At 65.2% G+C, this 15,153-nt stretch carries 14 protein-coding genes, 1 tRNA gene and 1 pseudogene; 3 read left to right on the top strand and 13 right to left on the bottom strand.

What is annotated here, in order from left to right; all coding sequences use genetic code 11:
- A pseudogene (purU, locus tag D0Y60_RS24010) lies at positions 1-277 on the bottom strand (formyltetrahydrofolate deformylase); the annotation flags it as partial.
- Between the two features lie 371 nt (positions 278-648).
- On the opposite strand from purU, the gene D0Y60_RS24005 reads away from it, so the two are divergent.
- A complete protein-coding gene (locus tag D0Y60_RS24005) occupies positions 649-1,833 on the top strand; it encodes a hypothetical protein (RefSeq protein ID WP_117372500.1) in 1,185 nt (394 codons plus the stop codon).
- 13 nt (positions 1,834-1,846) lie between these two features.
- Here D0Y60_RS24005 and D0Y60_RS24000 read toward each other — a convergent pair whose 3' ends face one another.
- Genes D0Y60_RS24000 through D0Y60_RS23965 form a run of 8 tightly spaced genes read right to left on the bottom strand, consistent with a single transcriptional unit; the run spans position 1,847 to position 10,003 of the window.
- On the bottom strand, positions 1,847-2,860 hold the full coding sequence (locus tag D0Y60_RS24000; RefSeq protein WP_117372499.1) for a succinylglutamate desuccinylase/aspartoacylase family protein: 1,014 nt from the start codon (positions 2,858-2,860) through the stop codon (positions 1,847-1,849).
- A gap of 9 nt (positions 2,861-2,869) precedes the next feature.
- Positions 2,870-3,214, bottom strand: coding sequence for a RidA family protein (locus tag D0Y60_RS23995; RefSeq protein WP_117372498.1), 345 nt, complete (start codon positions 3,212-3,214; stop codon positions 2,870-2,872).
- 35 nt (positions 3,215-3,249) lie between these two features.
- Positions 3,250-4,554, bottom strand: a complete 1,305-nt coding sequence (locus D0Y60_RS23990; protein ID WP_117372497.1) for an alanine racemase — start codon at positions 4,552-4,554, stop codon at positions 3,250-3,252.
- Positions 4,547-5,503 (bottom strand): amidohydrolase family protein, encoded by a 957-nt coding sequence (locus tag D0Y60_RS23985; protein WP_117372496.1) that lies wholly within the window; start codon positions 5,501-5,503, stop codon positions 4,547-4,549. The genes D0Y60_RS23990 and D0Y60_RS23985 overlap by 8 nt, the downstream gene beginning before the upstream one ends.
- Complete coding sequence (locus tag D0Y60_RS23980; protein ID WP_117372502.1) at positions 5,500-6,441, bottom strand: ABC transporter permease; 942 nt, start codon at positions 6,439-6,441, stop codon at positions 5,500-5,502. The genes D0Y60_RS23985 and D0Y60_RS23980 overlap by 4 nt, the downstream gene beginning before the upstream one ends.
- Complete coding sequence (locus tag D0Y60_RS23975; RefSeq protein ID WP_117372495.1) at positions 6,438-7,403, bottom strand: ABC transporter permease; 966 nt, start codon at positions 7,401-7,403, stop codon at positions 6,438-6,440. The genes D0Y60_RS23980 and D0Y60_RS23975 overlap by 4 nt, the downstream gene beginning before the upstream one ends.
- Positions 7,400-8,908 carry a sugar ABC transporter ATP-binding protein gene (locus D0Y60_RS23970; protein WP_117372494.1) on the bottom strand — a complete coding sequence of 503 codons (1,509 nt, stop codon included), beginning with the start codon at positions 8,906-8,908 and terminating at the stop codon, positions 7,400-7,402. Before D0Y60_RS23970 ends, D0Y60_RS23975 begins: the two co-directional genes overlap by 4 nt.
- 21 nt (positions 8,909-8,929) lie before the next feature.
- Positions 8,930-10,003, bottom strand: a complete 1,074-nt coding sequence (locus tag D0Y60_RS23965; RefSeq protein ID WP_117372493.1) for an ABC transporter substrate-binding protein — start codon at positions 10,001-10,003, stop codon at positions 8,930-8,932.
- 227 nt (positions 10,004-10,230) lie between these two features.
- Between D0Y60_RS23965 and D0Y60_RS23960 the strand changes: the two genes are divergently transcribed.
- Positions 10,231-11,019, top strand: a complete 789-nt coding sequence (locus tag D0Y60_RS23960) for an IclR family transcriptional regulator (protein ID WP_117372492.1) — start codon at positions 10,231-10,233, stop codon at positions 11,017-11,019.
- A gap of 5 nt (positions 11,020-11,024) precedes the next feature.
- Here the strand turns inward: D0Y60_RS23960 and D0Y60_RS23955 are convergent, their stop codons facing one another.
- Positions 11,025-12,239, bottom strand: coding sequence for a TIGR03862 family flavoprotein (locus tag D0Y60_RS23955; protein ID WP_117372491.1), 1,215 nt, complete (start codon positions 12,237-12,239; stop codon positions 11,025-11,027).
- A 125-nt stretch (positions 12,240-12,364) separates the two neighbouring features.
- On the opposite strand from D0Y60_RS23955, the gene D0Y60_RS23950 reads away from it, so the two are divergent.
- Positions 12,365-12,766 carry a cupin domain-containing protein gene (locus D0Y60_RS23950; RefSeq protein WP_117372490.1) on the top strand — a complete coding sequence of 134 codons (402 nt, stop codon included), beginning with the start codon at positions 12,365-12,367 and terminating at the stop codon, positions 12,764-12,766.
- On the opposite strand, the gene D0Y60_RS23945 is transcribed toward D0Y60_RS23950, so the two are convergent.
- From D0Y60_RS23945 to D0Y60_RS23935, 3 genes are all read right to left on the bottom strand, one after another.
- On the bottom strand, positions 12,763-13,227 hold the full coding sequence (locus D0Y60_RS23945; RefSeq protein WP_117372489.1) for a hypothetical protein: 465 nt from the start codon (positions 13,225-13,227) through the stop codon (positions 12,763-12,765). The two genes, D0Y60_RS23950 and D0Y60_RS23945, sit on opposite strands and share 4 nt — an antisense overlap.
- A 54-nt stretch (positions 13,228-13,281) precedes the next feature.
- Complete coding sequence (locus D0Y60_RS23940) at positions 13,282-14,904, bottom strand: ABC-F family ATP-binding cassette domain-containing protein (protein WP_117372488.1); 1,623 nt, start codon at positions 14,902-14,904, stop codon at positions 13,282-13,284.
- A gap of 108 nt (positions 14,905-15,012) precedes the next feature.
- A tRNA-Ser gene (locus D0Y60_RS23935) sits at positions 15,013-15,102 on the bottom strand.
- Between the last annotated feature and the right edge of the window lie 51 nt (positions 15,103-15,153).

Genomic DNA, 15,153 nt, shown 5'->3' with positions numbered 1-15,153 from the left:
ACACCATGAGCAGCACCTTCATGCGCTCGTCGCTGTCGTTGAAGCGCCACGTCATCGCATATTTCTTGGCGACCGGGGCGAAACCCGACTTGATCTCTTCCTCGGAGACGCCTTCCTGCGAAAGGAAAGTAAGGCGCATGAAGAACAGGCCCGTCTCGAGATCGTCGAACTGCGACGAATCCGAGATGTAGCACCCCTTTTCGGCGAGGTAGCCGGTGATCGCGGCGACGATGCCGCGGGTCGATTGGCAGGATACGGTCAGGACGTGGCTTTTCATCTGTTCGTTTCTCGCGTTCGGCCGATGCGGGGGCAAGCACCGGCGATCCCCTTGTCTGCCGCCGAATTTTTACGGCTCGGCGCATATTTCAGGCCGCTTGCGTCAACGCAAGCCCCTGCAATGACGAGAAGCTACGCCGCCTCTTGCGAGGAATCCCTCCGGTTCGCGACATCCAATGCGTCGAAAATGCCACCGGGGGGCTTCACGGGGCCCGCGCGGCGCCAAAGACCGCCCGCGCTTGACCTGATGTGATGGTGCGTGGCGCGCGATTCTTGCAGCAATGCAAGCCGGCCTGCCGAAACGGAAAAATCTTTCTGGACACTATTATGGACACATGTTCTATACACTGGACAGATTTGACGGAGCCGATCATGCATCTTTCCATGTGGACCTACCCCTGGGACGTTCAGGACCAGGGGCTTAAGGCGCTTGCCGCCGACCTGAAGGGCCGCGCCGGCCTCAACACGGTGAGCCTTGCCACATCCTATCACGCCGGCCGCTTTCTCCAGCCGCGCAGCCCTGAGCAGAAAGCCTATTTCCCCGAGGACGGCACCGTCTATTTCCGCCCGGACGAAACCCTCTGGCAGGGCAAGGCGATCCAGCCGCTGATGGCGCAGAACACGGTCGAGCGCGGCGATATGCTGGACGCACTGATCAAGGCCCGCGCGGAAACCGGTCTTGCCGTCTCCTGCTGGACGGTCTGCCTGCACAACAGCCGGCTCGGCTTGCTGCATCCCGATCATGTGACGCGCAACGCCTTCGGCAATGCCAACACCTACAATCTCTGCCCGTCGAGCCCGGCGGCGCGCGACTATGTCGTGACGCTGGTGCGCGACATCACCAACAGTTACAAACCCGACATGCTGGAACTCGAAAGCCCGAATTTCATGGGCTTCGCGCATGAACACCACCATGAGAAGGACGGCGTCGGCCTGAATGCCGAGGACGACTTCCTGCTCTCGCTCTGCTTCTGCGATCATTGCACCGCGCGGGCGAAAAAGGCCGGCGTACCGATCGAAGGCGCGCAAAAAATCGTTTCGCGCTTCATCGCCGAGCTTTGCGAGCGCGCGATACCGGAAAAGCAGTTTCCCGATTTCCCGCAAGCCGGCATCGACGCCTTCCGCGCCTATCCGGACCTGCATGCCTTCCTGACCTGGCGCTTCGAGCCGGTGACGAGCCTGATCGAGGAGATCAAGGCCGCAGCCGATCCGGCGACCCGCATCGTGCTGATCGACCTGAAGGATGCCTGGCTCGGCGGCGTCGATCTCGTCGAGGTCGGCAAACGCTGCGACGGCGCGATCCTCTGCTGCTACAACATGACGCCGGAAGCGATCGGCGACGTCATCCGCGCCGGCCGGGCGATGCTCGGCAAGGACAAGTTCGTCGGGCTCGGCCTGCGCGTCTTCTACCCGGAAGTCGACGGTCCCGAAATCCTCACCGCACGCGCGAAAGCCGCCGTCGACGCGGGCGCCGACGGCGTCAATTTCTACAATTACGGACTCATTCCGGCGAAACGTCTTGACTGGGTGGGCGAGGCCGTCGGCGCGATCATCTGATCGCGCCAGCGCCTTATCTGTCGATCGGCTCGGCGACCTGGATCAGGCAGTCACCGGCCTGGCTGTCCGTGTGCAGGCGGTGGGAGATGACGATGCCGCTCTCGGCAAAGTGCAGCTCCTCCTCCGGCAGGTCCAGCCGCTCGAGATCGTGATACCAGCCGGCACGGTCGCCGGCCGCGACCCGCGCACCAAGCGGCACCGCCGGTTCGAACCAGCCGCGCCTGTTCGCATAGATGCCCTGGCTGTGCCGCAAGAGCGACAGAAGCTGCAGGGCTGGCGGTGCACGAAGCGGCGCCCGTGACAGCTGCGGTGCATCGACAATGCCGAGCGCCATCAACAGCCGGTCGATTGCCGCCGCCGTGAAGGCCATGCTCTCGGGCGTCACCGTGCCGCCACCGCCGAATTCACCGGAAAGGCCGATCGTGCCTGCGCGGCCGGCGGCCCCCATCGAGGTCGGTGCGGCCGGGCCGTTGTCGGCGATGAAGGCATGGGCCGCCCCCATTGCCCGCATCAGCGCCACGGAGCGCTCAAAGCGCGCGGCATCCGCCTGCCGCTCGATCAGCGTGCAGGCGAGATGCGCCATGGACGTGCCGCCCGAATGCAGATCGAGCACCGCGTCATGCCGCGGGAAGAGATCGTGTTCGAGGAAATGCGCCATGCGCGCCGTCGGCGTGCCCGCGGGATCGCCCGGAAAGGCGCGGTTGAGATTGCCGCCGTCGAAGGGCGAGCAGCGTTTTGCCGCCATCACCGCCGGCAGATTGGCCATCGGCAGGATGGTGACGGCCCCACGCATCGCCGACACATCGAGCCGGCGCATCAGCCGGCCGAGCTGAAGCTCGCCCTCATATTCGTCGCCATGGTTGCCCGCCATCAAAAGCAGGCTCGGCCGCGCGCCGTTTTTCAGGCGCAGGATCGGGACGCGGATCTGGTAATAGGGCGAGCGATCGACCGAATAGGGAATGGCGAGATGCCCGGCCTGCCGGCCGTCCCTGTCGAAGTCGATCGGATTGACGAGGCCGCTGTGCATCTCAGCCCCTCAAAGTGCCGCGACGGCGGTCATCTCGACGCGCAGGTCCGGATCGGCAAGGCGGGCCTCGACGCAGGCGCGGGCCGGCGGATTTGCCGGATCGATCCAGGCGTCGTAGACGCCGTTCATCGCATCGAAATCGACGATGGCAGGCAGGAAGACATTGACGGCCAGGAGTTTCGAGCGATCCGTGCCGGCTTCCTTCAGGAGGGCGTCGATCTTGCCGAGCACGTCGCCCGTCTGGCCTTCGATGCCGGCCTTGCGATCGTCCGCCACCTGGCCGGCGATGTAGACGAGCCCGCCATAGCTGACGGCCTGGCTCATGCGGGACCCCTTCTGGTAACGCTGGATCATAACGTGTTTTCCTTTTCTTGCCTTGGGAGGAGGTATCAGCCGAAGCTGGTGAGATAGGCCGTCGTGACCGAGTGGTCGGGCGCGAGGCCGTAAAGGATGGCGTGCCGGTCAAGGCAGGTGCAGGGATGCGAAATGCCGAATTCGACGACATCGCCAATGGCGACATCAGCCCCGGCCGGCAGCGCCACGAAGGCATGCTGGTCGTTGAGACGCAGCACGCCAGCCTCGGTGAAACCGGCAAGCCGCCCCCCGTTCCGATAGAGCGCGAGCGGACGCGGCAAGCCCTGATCGATCGCCACGTCGCGCAGGCCCATGCCACAGATGGCAAGGCCCGGCTCGGGCAGGGACAGAACCTCCGCCCAGACCCTAAGCGCCGGCTTGAACGCCTGCGCGGCAGACCGGACATCCGCCCCCACACGAAACCCGTCGCGCGCATCGAGGCCGGCAAGGCCGCGCTCGTAGATGCCGTGATCGTGGAAGAAGATCGCGCCGCTGCGGAGGACAAGCCGGCAATCGGGGTCGGCAGCAACGGCCGCAGACAGGCCGGCAACGACCCGGTCGAAGAAGACGGAGCCGCCGGCGGTGAGAAGGAGCGGCCGGTCCTTGCCGACCCGCGCCCGAACCTGCGGCAGGAACTCTGCGGTGAGGGCCATCAGCCCGTCGATACGGGCAAGCGTCTCCTCGGCATCAGCCGTCGCGGCGGCACCCTCATAGGCCGCCACACCGGAGAGGCGAAACGCCGGGCTTTCAGCCGTGAGGATGACGTCCAGAATCTCCGTCGCCGCTTCGATGCTGCGGGCACCGGCGCGGCCGGCGCCGAGCTCGACCATCAGGCCCAGCGGCGGCAGGTCATTGCGGGATTGCCAGGCATCGCGCAGCGTCAGGGCGAGCGGCACGGAATCGACGAAGATATGCAGCTCAGCATCGGGATAATTGGCGAGCAGCGCGGCCAGCCGGCGGGCGGCGGCGGGGCCGCCGATCTCGTTGGCCAGGATCAGCCGGCGCTGGCCGGCCTTCAGCAGCACGGCGGCCTGACGGATATCGGCCACCGTCGTCCCCCAAGCACCGGCGGCGATCAGCGCGGCGGACAAGGCGGTGGACATCGGCGTTTTGGCGTGCGGCGCAATCTCGACGCCATGACTTTTCACATAGGCCATCATCGCCGCGACATTGCCGGCAAAGGCTTCCTGCTCGAGCGAGATCAGCGGCAGCGCCATTTTTCCATCGAACGGTTTCCAGCCCTGCCGGCCGATCGCCGCAAGCGGCAGGGCCGCATGGCCCGGGGGAAAGCCACGGATGCGGTCATCGATGAGGGGATCGGCGGCGTGAAGGTCAGACATGCAGTTCTCCCTTGGCCGCAGCGGGTGCGGCCAGTTCGAGACGGTAGGTTTCATTGGCGGTGGTGAAGAACAGGGCCTGCTGCTCATCGAGCGAAAGCGGCGCGGCCAGGGTTCGGAAAACGTCGTAGATTTCGTCGAAGGAGGCGTGCAGGCCGGCAACCGGGAAATCGCTGGCGAACATCGCACGCGATGGACCGAAACAATCGAGGCAATGCTCGATGACCGGCGACAGGCTTTCCAGCGTCCAGTCATTGTCATAGGCGACGAGGTCGGAAATCTTCAGCCGCACATTCGGTTCGCGGCCGAGCGCGCGCAGGCCGCTACGCCAGATCGCCATGCCGGTCTCGTTGCGGTCGGCCGGGCTGCCGCCATGGTTGAGCACAAAAAGCGTCTCGGGAAAGGCGCGCACGAGATCGAGCGCCTCGCCCATCTGCGGGGGATAGAGCATCAGGTCGAAGACGAGGCCATGGCGGGAAAGTTCGGCAAGACCGGCCCGCCAGACCGGATCGGCCATGCGATGGGCGTGCGGGGCAAAGCTTTTCGACGGCTCCGCATGCCAGCTGACGATATCGCGGATGCCGACGACATGAGGATTGGCCGCCTCCGTCGCGATCAGCCTGACGGCATCGGGACTGTCGAGCGGCACGCGGGCGATAAAACGGCTGGCCACGCCGGTGCTGCGGTCGAGACCATCGAGCCAGCGGCTTTCCTCTAGCGGATGCGCATCGGACCAGCCGGCTTCGACATGCACCGTGGCGACGACGTTCTGGTTTGCCGCATCCCGGCGATAGTCTTCGACGCCGTAATCCCGCAGGATCGGCGCGAGGCTGCCATAGACCATCTCGCCGCCCGTCGCCCGCGCCTTCTCCAGCCAGGGATGCCGGCCGAGCGAGAGGTCCCAGAGATGGTGGTGCGGGTCGATGACCGGCCCGCTGTAGCGCACCGTCATCGCCGCGCCTCGCGGCCGGAAACCAAAAGCAGCGCCAGAATCAGCGTGCCGAACATGATGGAACGCCAGCCGGGCGAGGCATTGACGACAGTGATCAGCGCGGTCGTCGTGACAAGCAGGATGGCACCCGGAATGGTGCCGGCATAGGTGCCGCGCCCGCCGAGGATGGAGGTGCCACCGAGCACGACGGCGGCAATCGACGTCAGGAGGTAGGGATCGCCGATGCCGACATAACCCTGCCGGTTCATGCCGAGCACCAGAATGCCGGCAAGGCCCGCGAAGAAGCCGGAAAGCGCATAGAGGATCAGCGTGTTGCGCGTCAGGCTGACGCCGGACAGGCGGGCGGCCAGCGGATTGGCGCCGATGGCAAGGAACCGCGCGCCGATCGGCATGCGGTGGATCAAGGCGAGCACGACGGCCGAAACGACAATCCAGAGCAGCACGCCGGAGGGAACGCCGAGCGGCCGGCCCTGGCCGAGCAGGATGACGGCCGGATTGCTGACCGTGACGGCGCTGCCACCGGCGACGACGACGAGCAGACCTTGCAGGAAGGTCGCCATGGCGAGCGTCATGATGATCGGCGGCACGCGCAGATAGGCCGCCCCCGCACCATTGAGGAAACCAATGCCGGTCGCGATGGCGAGCGCCAGCGCGATACCGACGAGGCCGGTCGGATCCCAGGCGGGTGAGATCAATGGAAGCAGGATCGCCGTCACCGTGATGATGGCGCCGACCGAGAGATCGATGCCGCCCATCAGGATGACGAGTGTCTGGCCAGCGGCGGCGATGCCGATGACGGCAGCAAGCTCCAGGAGGTAGCGCAAGTGCCCATAGGCGCCGAAGCCACGCAGGGTAAGGCCGGCGATAAGCCAGACAAGCGCCACCAGCACGAAGGTGAGCAGCGGCGGATTGCGGAAGATGGATTTCACGGCACTCAACGCTTTGCCCTCCATGCTTTCAGAAGCTCCGGCACCGCGACGGCGCCGACGATAATCAGGCCCTGCGCGATGTATTGCGCGACCGGCGGAAAGCCGAGGAAGAACATCACGTTGATCATGACGGAAAGCAGCAGGCTGCCGCAGATCGCGCCGCGCATCGTGCCCTTGCCGCCGAGGAAACCGACGCCGCCGAGCACTGCCGCGGCGATGGAATTCAGCGTGAAGGGCGTGCCGATGACCGGATCGCCGGAGCCCGTCTGGGCCGCGACGAAGAGGCCGGCAAGCGCCGCCAGCAGGCCGGACAGCGCGAAGGCGACGACCTTCGCCCGCTCCACCGGCACGCCGGAGCGGAAGGCGCCGACGGGATTGTCACCGGCCGCATAGATGCCGAGGCCGAGCGGCGTGGCGAGGAATGCCTTCCAGGCAACGAGCACGACGACGAGCAGCAGGAAGGCGACGGGCGTGTGGCCGGCGAGCGTGTTGGACAGCCAGCCCGGAATGAAGCCGCCGGGACGCGGCAACAGGATCAGCGCGACGCCGGTGATGATGAAGGAGCCGGCCAATGTGACGATGATCGCAGGCAACCTCAGATGCGCGACGATCGCGCCGATGACGGCACCGATGGCAAGGCCGGTGAGCGCGACGGCGACGATACCGCCGGGCACGCCGAACACACCGTCCATGGTCGTTGCCGCGATGACGGCGCCGAGGCTGACGAGCGGGCCGATGGCGAGCGTGATGCCGCCATTCAGCATCAGCAGCGCCTGCGCCATCGTCACCAGTGCGAGCGGGAACCAGTTCTGGGTGAATTTCGAGAAGCCGCCGACCGAGAGGATGCCCGGAAACAGCACGGCATAGAGGATGAGAAAGGCGGCGACGATGAGATAGAGCCCGCCAAGGCCGCGATTGCGGCGGCGCTGGATGGCGCCATAGAGCCATGAGGAGGACGAAACAGCGCTCATGCGGCCGCTCCCTTTCTGTCGATGCCCATGGCCGCGCCGACGATGGCCTCTTCGCTGATCGCCTCGCCTGCCAGCTCGGCGGCGACGCGTCCCTCGCGCAGCACCACGACGCGGTCGCAGAGATGGACGAGCTCCGGCGTATCGGAGCTGGCGATGATGACGAGCCGCCCTTCGGCGGCGAAGCCGCGCAACATCAGGTAGATTTCCCGCTTGGTCTCGATATCGACGCCGCGCGTCGGATCGTTGAGCAGCAGCACCGAGGGATCGAGCGGCAGCCATTTGGCGAGCGCCACCTTCTGCTGGTTGCCGCCGGAAAGCGCCTGGACGGGGCGAGCGACGTCACCCTTGATGGTGAGCCTTTTGGCAAGTTCGGCAATCAGCCCGGCTTCACCCGCGCGATCGCGAAAACCGTTGCGGGCAAGGCGTCCAAGCGAGGGGAGGATCAGGTTGGACGCAATGGAATGGGGCAGGACAAGCCCCTCATGCTTGCGGTCGGCCGGCACATAGACGAGGCCGGCGGCATTCGCCGCACCGACATTGGCGGGCAGGCCCGGCTTGCTGGAGACTTCCGCCTTCGCGGCCTTGGCGGGGATGGCGCCATAGAGGCCAAGCAGCAGGTCTTCCTGCCCCTGCCCCACCAGGCCGCCGATGCCGACGATCTCGCCGGCCCGGCCGGAAAAGCCGATATCGCGCACGAGACCGGCGGAAAAACCTTCGACCTCAACGCGCAATGCGCCGGGATTGGCGGAGGCGCGCGGCGGGAAGAGATCGCCCGTCTCGCGGCCGACCATCAGGCGCACCAGTCCCTCACCGTCGATGCCGGACAGCGACTGGTCCGCCGTGACGCCACCGTCTTTCAGCACCGTGACGTGGGAGCAGAGCGCCTGCACCTCGTTGAGGCGGTGGGAAATGTAAAGAAGGGCCGTGCCGCGATCGCGCAGCGTTTCGATGAGGCCGGCGAGAATGCCCGCCTCATGCGCCGAGAGCGAGGAGGTCGGCTCGTCGAGGATCAGCACGCGCGGCTTGCGGTAGAGCGCCTTGGCGATCTCCACCATCTGCCGCCGGCCGAGCGCCAGATCCGCCACGGGCATATCGAGCGGTTCGGTGAGGCCGACCATGGCACAGACGTCGCGCACGCCGCGATGCAGTTCGGCATAGTCGATCAGGCCGAAGCGGCGCGGGAAGGCGCCAAGCCCGATATTTTCCGCAATCGACAGGTCCGCCGTGAGGCTCAGCTCCTGCTGCACCACAGCTATACCGGAAGCGCGGGCGGCGGCCGGGCTGAAACGCCCGACCGGCTTGCCGTCGACGGCAATCGTGCCGCTATCCGGCTGAAGAGCACCGGAGAGAAGGTTGATCAGCGTGGACTTTCCCGCACCGTTCTCCCCGAGCAGGGCATGAACCCTGCCCGGACGAAGGGCGATATCGACGCCCTTCAGAACGGGATTGCCGAAAAATCCCTTGAACACCTGCCGGGCTTCCAGCAGGGGTTTTTGATCCATCATGACGGCATCCTTCAGAGCGGATTACTTCTGGGCGAGCAGCTTGTCGAAGAGCGCCTGGTCGTAATCCGAGTAGATGTAACCGTCGGCCGGGAACTTGTCGGCGCGGGCGAGATAGCCGTCGATCGTGCTGTCGTCGATGACCGGCAGTGGCACCTTGACGAAGGCCGGCACGTCCTTGCCTTCCAGCGCCTGCACGGCGGTGTAGACCGACAGCGCGCCCAGCCAGTTCGGCTGCATGGTGGCCCAGCCCTTCAGGCCCTTTTCCTTCCACAGTTCGAGGAACTGGCGGGCGTTTTCACCGGTGATCGGAACCTGCTCGCGGCCCTGGCGGTCGAAGGCCATGACGGAGCCGGCCGAGAGTGCGCCGCCGAGCGACAGCACGCCGTCGATTTCCGGATTGGCGAAGAGCAGGCTGGTCATCGCTTCCTGCGCGGGGGCGGCGTTGTATTCCGTGTTGGTCTCGGTGATGATTTCGAGGCCCGGATTGGCGTCGAGCACCGGCTGGGCGCCCTTGCGGCGGTCATCGCTGACGGAAATGCCGGCCGGGCCGTTCATGACGATGATCTTGCCCTTGCCGCCGAGCTGGTCGGACAGCCACTTGGCCGCACCGGCACCCCATTCGCTGGAATCGGTGTTGATCTTCGCCGTCACCTTGTCGGTGTTGACGAGGCTGTCGAAGTTGACGACGGCGATGCCCTTGTCGCAGGCATCCGAAATCACGCGGTCGAGCGCGTTGGACGAGCCGGCGATGACGACGATGGCGTCGACATTGGCATCGATCATCGACTGGATGTGCTGGATCTGCGTCTGGGCATTGCCCTGCGCGTCCGTGATCATCAGGTCCTTCACGAGGCCGGCCTTCTTCAGCTGCTCGACCTCGGCGGCAATCGTGCCCTCCGTCTGCTTCATCCAGGTCGGCACGGAATAGATGTTGGCCCAGCCGACCGTATAGGGCGCCTTGCGATCGCCCTTGATGCAATTGGCGGCAGCGGACGCCGTGCCGGCCGAAAGCGCAAGCAGGCCCATGGCGACGGCGGCGCTCGCGAAGAGGCGGCTGCGCAGCGAAGCGGACGGGTTGTTCTCAAAAGTCTTCATTGTCGATCCCCTTTTGTGTGCGGCAGCAGAAACGGGCTTGCCATCCGTCAATGTCCAATATAATGTACATATGATCTAAATACCGGACGTCGCGATCTTATGCCGAATTTTGCGCTCCGCAAGAGGGGTGCCGAAATTTCCTGCATGGAAGGCAAGGTGCGCGCATTGACAGCGGCAGCGCCCGGCATGAGAAGCTTGGCGGCAACGAGAGGCAGGAAGGAACGACGATGGATGCAGTTCTGGACGAAGCGGCGGGAAAACGCGCACGCGGGCTCGACCGGGCCTTCGAGATCCTCGACTTCCTGCGCGAGAAACGCCAGGCGCTGAAGCCGAACGAGATCGCCGCGCAGATCGGCGCGCCGCGCTCATCGGTCTACGAGCTGGTGAACCTGCTCTTGCGCAACGGCATCCTGGAATTCACCGGCGGCGAGGGCCGCGTCTATCTCGGTCGAAAACTCTATTTCCTCGGCGCGGCCTATGAGAACCATTTCGATTTCACGCGCGAATGCGAGGCGGCGCTGGAGCGGCTGGCCGACGAGACGCGCGAGACCGCGCAGTTCTGCATGCTGGACGGCAACAAATACACCGTCGTGCGCATGCGCGAGGGGGCCCGCCCCTTCCGCATCTCCACCGATGTCGGCCAGTCCGTGCCGATCCCGTGGACCGCGTCCGGCCGCGTGCTCGTATCGCATATGACCGATGCCGAAATCCTCGCCTTCATTCCGCCGCAGGATTTCCAGCTGCCGAGCGGCGAATGGCTCGATCCGGCGACCTTCCTCGCCGAGGTGCGCGCCGCCGAAGGCGACGGCCATTTCACCTTCAACAGCATCGTCGACAGCTTTACCCATTGTTTTGCCGTGCCGGTCATGGGTGATGCGGGCCATGCCGTCGCGACGCTCTGCCTCGTTGCGCCGCGCGCGGACGGGCTTGCCAATCGCGAACAGTATCTTGCCTGCCTGAAGGACGCCGCCCGGCGCCTTGGCGGCCACGCGCCGGCCCAGGCGAAACGGGCCTGAGCGTCTCAGGCCCGCTTGGATAGCCAGCGATCGATCCCATCGGCCGCCGCGCGGCCGGTCGCAAAGCAGGCCGTCAGCAGATAGCCGCCGGTCGGCGCTTCCCAGTCAATCATCTCACCTGCGACGAAGATGCCCGGCAGCGCGGTCAGCCCATAACCGTCACCAAGCGCATCGAAGCGGATGCCGCCGGCCGAAGAGATCGCTTCGGCGATCGGCCGCGGCCGGACGAGACGAATGGGCAGTGCCTTCACCGCCGCCGCCAGTGCCTCAGGCGAGAGACGCGCGACATCGGCAACACATTCCCGCAGCAGCGCCGCCTTGACGCCATCCAGCCCCGCGCCTTTGCGCAGCCGGGTGGAAAAGCTCGCCTTGCCGCCCTGCCGGGCGAAATCTGCAGTCAGGCGCTCGGCACTTCTTCCATGTGCAAGATCAACCACCAGCGTCGCCGTGTCAGTCGTCTCCAGAGCGTCGCGCAACGCTGCCGCATGGGCATAGACCAGACTGCCCTCGATCCCGGTTTTCGAGAGGACGAACTCGCCGGGAATCGTGCCGGCGGCCGATTGCGCGGTCACGCCCTTTACCGCCGCGCCGGCGAATTTCTCGACAAGGACGGGAGACCAGTCCACGTCGAAGCCGCAATTGGCCGGGCGCAGCGGCACAATGCCGACGCCCTTTTCCGCAAGCCACTCCACCCAGGCGCCATCCGATCCAAGCCGCGGCCAGCTCGCGCCGCCCAGCGCCAGAAGCACCGCATCGAACGCTATCACCGTCTCGCCATCGGGCGTCTCGATCCGCAATCCGCCCTCGGCAAAGCCCGTCCAGCGATGCCGCACACGGATATCGACGCCCTGTCTTTCCAGCCGGGCCCGCCAGGCGCGCAACAGCGGCGAGGCCTTCATGACCTCGGGAAAGACCCGGCCCGACGTGCCGACGAAGGTTTTTGTGCCGAGGCCATCCGCCCAGGCCCGGAGATCATCCGGCGTAAAGGCCTCAAGTGCTGCGCGCAGCCGCGTATTTGCGGCGCCGAAACGGGTCGCGAACCGCGCAAAGGGCTCGGAATGGGTGATGTTTAGGCCGGATTTTCCGGCGAGCAGAAATTTTCGGCCGATGGTCGGCATGGCCTCAAGCACTATCACGGCATGGCCGCGCGCCGACAGCACCTCCGCCGCCATCAGTCCGGCCGGCCCGCCGCCGACGATCCCGATCCGTCTTCCACTCATCCGCTTCGCCTCAAAACCCATTGCGTCGTCATAGAGCGTCTGCCACCACTTCGCCAGCAATCGCCTTATCGCGTGAACGCACAGCGTGGCCGATATAGGATCGCGCGACGAATCGGGAGACATGCATGGATATCAAGCGCAACGGCACCAGCCCCTCGGCCCCTGGCCATGCCGACTATTTCACCGGCACCGTCCGCCTCGACACGCCCTTCAAGGCCGAAGCTCCCGGACGCGCCGGCGGCGCCATCGTGACCTTCGAAGCCGGCGCCCGCACCGCCTGGCACACCCATCCGCTCGGCCAGACCGTCATCGTGACATCCGGCCTTGGCTGGGCACAGCGCGAGGGCGGACCCATCGAGGAAATCCGTCCCGGCGACGTCGTCTGGTTCCCGCCGGGCGAAAAACACTGGCACGGCGCCACCGACAAGACCGCCATGACCCACATCGCCATCGCCGAATCGGAAAACGGCTCGCCCGTGACCTGGCTGGAACAGGTGACGGATGAGCAATATCTCGGCCGGTCCTAATCCGCCGACGGCCGGTATTTTCGCGTGAAAGGCACGCCGTTGAACGTGTGCGTGCAGCAAGCGCAGTTGGGCTCCATCTGCTCGACGCTCAGAGCCGGATCGACTCTCTGCAGGCGATTGGTGTCATCCACGAAGAGGCCGCTGTAATAGGCGCTCTCGCCCATGCAGACGAACGGCTTCCTCTCCGCCTGCGACCGCGCCACCGTCCAGAAGATCGGTTCTGCCCTGTCCAGCCGGGCGATCGCCTCTGCATGCATGGCGTCCCAATCGTCCCCCACGCGCGACAGCAGAAACTTGAAGAGCGGCGTATAATCGAGTCCATGCCGCTGCCGACCACCCATCGCGCCGGCATGTACGCGATCGTCGCGCCGCCGGGAGGATTTGTAGTCCTCACCCCCACCATGGCGCACGCCGTGGGTACGCGTGTTGACGCTGCGATAAAGCGGCTTCTTTCGGTCCATGCGCCCCTCCGGTCTCGTCCGTCTTAACGCATGGCGCGCCTCGGCGACAGCCGATCAGACGTGAAGACCCGGCGCCTCATGGCCGGACTGGGCGACATATTCGGTATAGCCGCCCGGATATTGATGCACGTCGTCGCCGTTGAGTTCCAGCACGCGGTTCGACAGCGCACCGAGGAAGCGCCGGTCGTGCGACACGAACAGCATCGTGCCCTCGTAATCGGCAAGCGCCTTGATCAGCATTTCCTTGGTGTCGAGATCGAGATGGTTCGTGGGCTCGTCAAGGATCAGGAAATTCGGCGGATCGAACAGCATGGCCGCCATGACCAGCCGTGCCTTTTCGCCACCCGAAAGCACGCGGCACTTCTTCTCCACGTCATCGCCGGAGAACCCGAAGCAGCCGGCGAGCGTGCGCAGCGGCCCCTGCCCGGCGCGCGGAAACTCCGTCTCCAGCCATTCGAAAACCGTCAGATCGCCATCGAGCAGATCCATCGCATGCTGTGCAAAATAACCGACCTTGACGCTCGCGCCGATCGTCACGCTGCCTTGGTCCGGCGTGGCCGCCCCCGCAACGAGCTTCAGAAGCGTCGATTTGCCCGCACCATTGACGCCCATCACGCACCAGCGCTCGCGCCGGCGGATGAGAAAGCCGAAATCGCTGTAGATCGTCTTGCTGCCATAGGCCTTGTCGACATTCCTGAGATTGACCACGTCTTCGCCGGAGCGCGGCGCCGGCTGGAATTCGAACATCACGGTCTGGCGGCGGCGCGGCGGCTCGACGCGCTCGATCTTGTCGAGCTTCTTCACGCGGCTCTGCACCTGCGCGGCATGCGAGGCGCGCGCCTTGAAGCGCTCGATGAACTTGATCTCCTTGGCAAGCATGGCCTGCTGCCGCTCGAACTGCGCCTGCTGTTGCTTCTCGTTCTGCGCTCGCTGCTGCTCGTAAAAGCCGTAATCGCCGGAATAGGTGGTGAGCGAACCGGCATCGATCTCGATGATCTTGGTGACGATGCGGTTCATGAACTCGCGGTCGTGCGAGGTCATCAGCAGCGCCCCGTCATAGTTCTTCAGGAACTGTTCCAGCCAGATCAGGCTTTCGAGATCGAGGTGGTTGCTCGGTTCGTCGAGCAGCATGACATCGGGCCGCATGAGCAGGATACGGGCGAGCGCCACGCGCATCTTCCATCCGCCCGAAAGCTTGCCGACGTCGCCGTCCATCATCTCCTGGCTGAAACTCAGGCCCGCCAGAACTTCACGCGCCCGGCTTTCCAGCCCATAGCCGTCGAGCTCCTCATAGCGTGCCTGCACCTCGCCATAGCGCTCGATGATCGCATCCATCTCGTCGAGCCTGTCGGGATCGACCATCGCCGCCTCGAGTTCGTGCAGCTCCGCCGCGACCGAGCTCACCGGTCCGGCCCCGTCCATCACCTCGGTGACGGCGCTGCGCCCCTCCATCTCGCCGACATCCTGACTGAAATAACCGATCGAGACATTCTTCTCCGTCGAGATCTGCCCCTCATCCGGCTGCTCCTGTCCGGTGATCATCCGGAACAGCGTCGTCTTGCCAGCCCCGTTCGGCCCGACCAGCCCGATCTTCTCGCCCTTGTTCAAGGCGGCCGCCGCCTCGATGAACAGAATGCGATGGCTGTTGGACTTGCTGATATTCTCGATACGGATCATGGAAAAACGGGCCTCGTCGTGTCCCGCGCCCTATGCCACGACGCGATGCACAAAGTCCATGCGCTCCCTTCGGGAACGCCAGTCATTTAAGCTTGGGAAAGAAAACAATGGCGGAGAGGGTGGGATTCGAACCCACGATACGGTTGCCCGTATGCCGCATTTCGAGTGCGGTGCTTTCGACCACTCAGCCACCTCTCCGCTTAACTGGTCGGCGCTCTTCAGCGCGGGGCGGTTTATGGTGGCAGATGC

Origin of the sequence: Shinella sp. WSJ-2 (genome assembly GCF_003432075.1) — a bacterium.
GTDB lineage: Bacteria > Pseudomonadota > Alphaproteobacteria > Rhizobiales > Rhizobiaceae > Shinella.
Note: the sequence above shows the minus strand (reverse complement) of the source record. Positions and strands in the feature narration are given on the sequence as shown.

What these genes read in the sequence shown, in the direction of transcription:
- D0Y60_RS24005 (WP_117372500.1), top strand. Translation starts at nt 649, where the DNA reads ATGCATCTTTCCATGTGGACCTACCCCTGGGACGTTCAGGACCAGGGG.
- D0Y60_RS24000 (WP_117372499.1), bottom strand. Translation starts at nt 2,860, where the DNA reads ATGCACAGCGGCCTCGTCAATCCGATCGACTTCGACAGGGACGGCCGG.
- D0Y60_RS23995 (WP_117372498.1), bottom strand. Translation starts at nt 3,214, where the DNA reads ATGATCCAGCGTTACCAGAAGGGGTCCCGCATGAGCCAGGCCGTCAGC.
- D0Y60_RS23990 (WP_117372497.1), bottom strand. Translation starts at nt 4,554, where the DNA reads ATGTCTGACCTTCACGCCGCCGATCCCCTCATCGATGACCGCATCCGT.
- D0Y60_RS23985 (WP_117372496.1), bottom strand. Translation starts at nt 5,503, where the DNA reads ATGACGGTGCGCTACAGCGGGCCGGTCATCGACCCGCACCACCATCTC.
- D0Y60_RS23975 (WP_117372495.1), bottom strand. Translation starts at nt 7,403, where the DNA reads ATGAGCGCTGTTTCGTCCTCCTCATGGCTCTATGGCGCCATCCAGCGC.
- D0Y60_RS23970 (WP_117372494.1), bottom strand. Translation starts at nt 8,908, where the DNA reads ATGATGGATCAAAAACCCCTGCTGGAAGCCCGGCAGGTGTTCAAGGGA.
- D0Y60_RS23965 (WP_117372493.1), bottom strand. Translation starts at nt 10,003, where the DNA reads ATGAAGACTTTTGAGAACAACCCGTCCGCTTCGCTGCGCAGCCGCCTC.
- D0Y60_RS23960 (WP_117372492.1), top strand. Translation starts at nt 10,231, where the DNA reads ATGGATGCAGTTCTGGACGAAGCGGCGGGAAAACGCGCACGCGGGCTC.
- D0Y60_RS23955 (WP_117372491.1), bottom strand. Translation starts at nt 12,239, where the DNA reads ATGAGTGGAAGACGGATCGGGATCGTCGGCGGCGGGCCGGCCGGACTG.
- D0Y60_RS23950 (WP_117372490.1), top strand. Translation starts at nt 12,365, where the DNA reads ATGGATATCAAGCGCAACGGCACCAGCCCCTCGGCCCCTGGCCATGCC.
- D0Y60_RS23945 (WP_117372489.1), bottom strand. Translation starts at nt 13,227, where the DNA reads ATGGACCGAAAGAAGCCGCTTTATCGCAGCGTCAACACGCGTACCCAC.
- D0Y60_RS23940 (WP_117372488.1), bottom strand. Translation starts at nt 14,904, where the DNA reads ATGATCCGTATCGAGAATATCAGCAAGTCCAACAGCCATCGCATTCTG.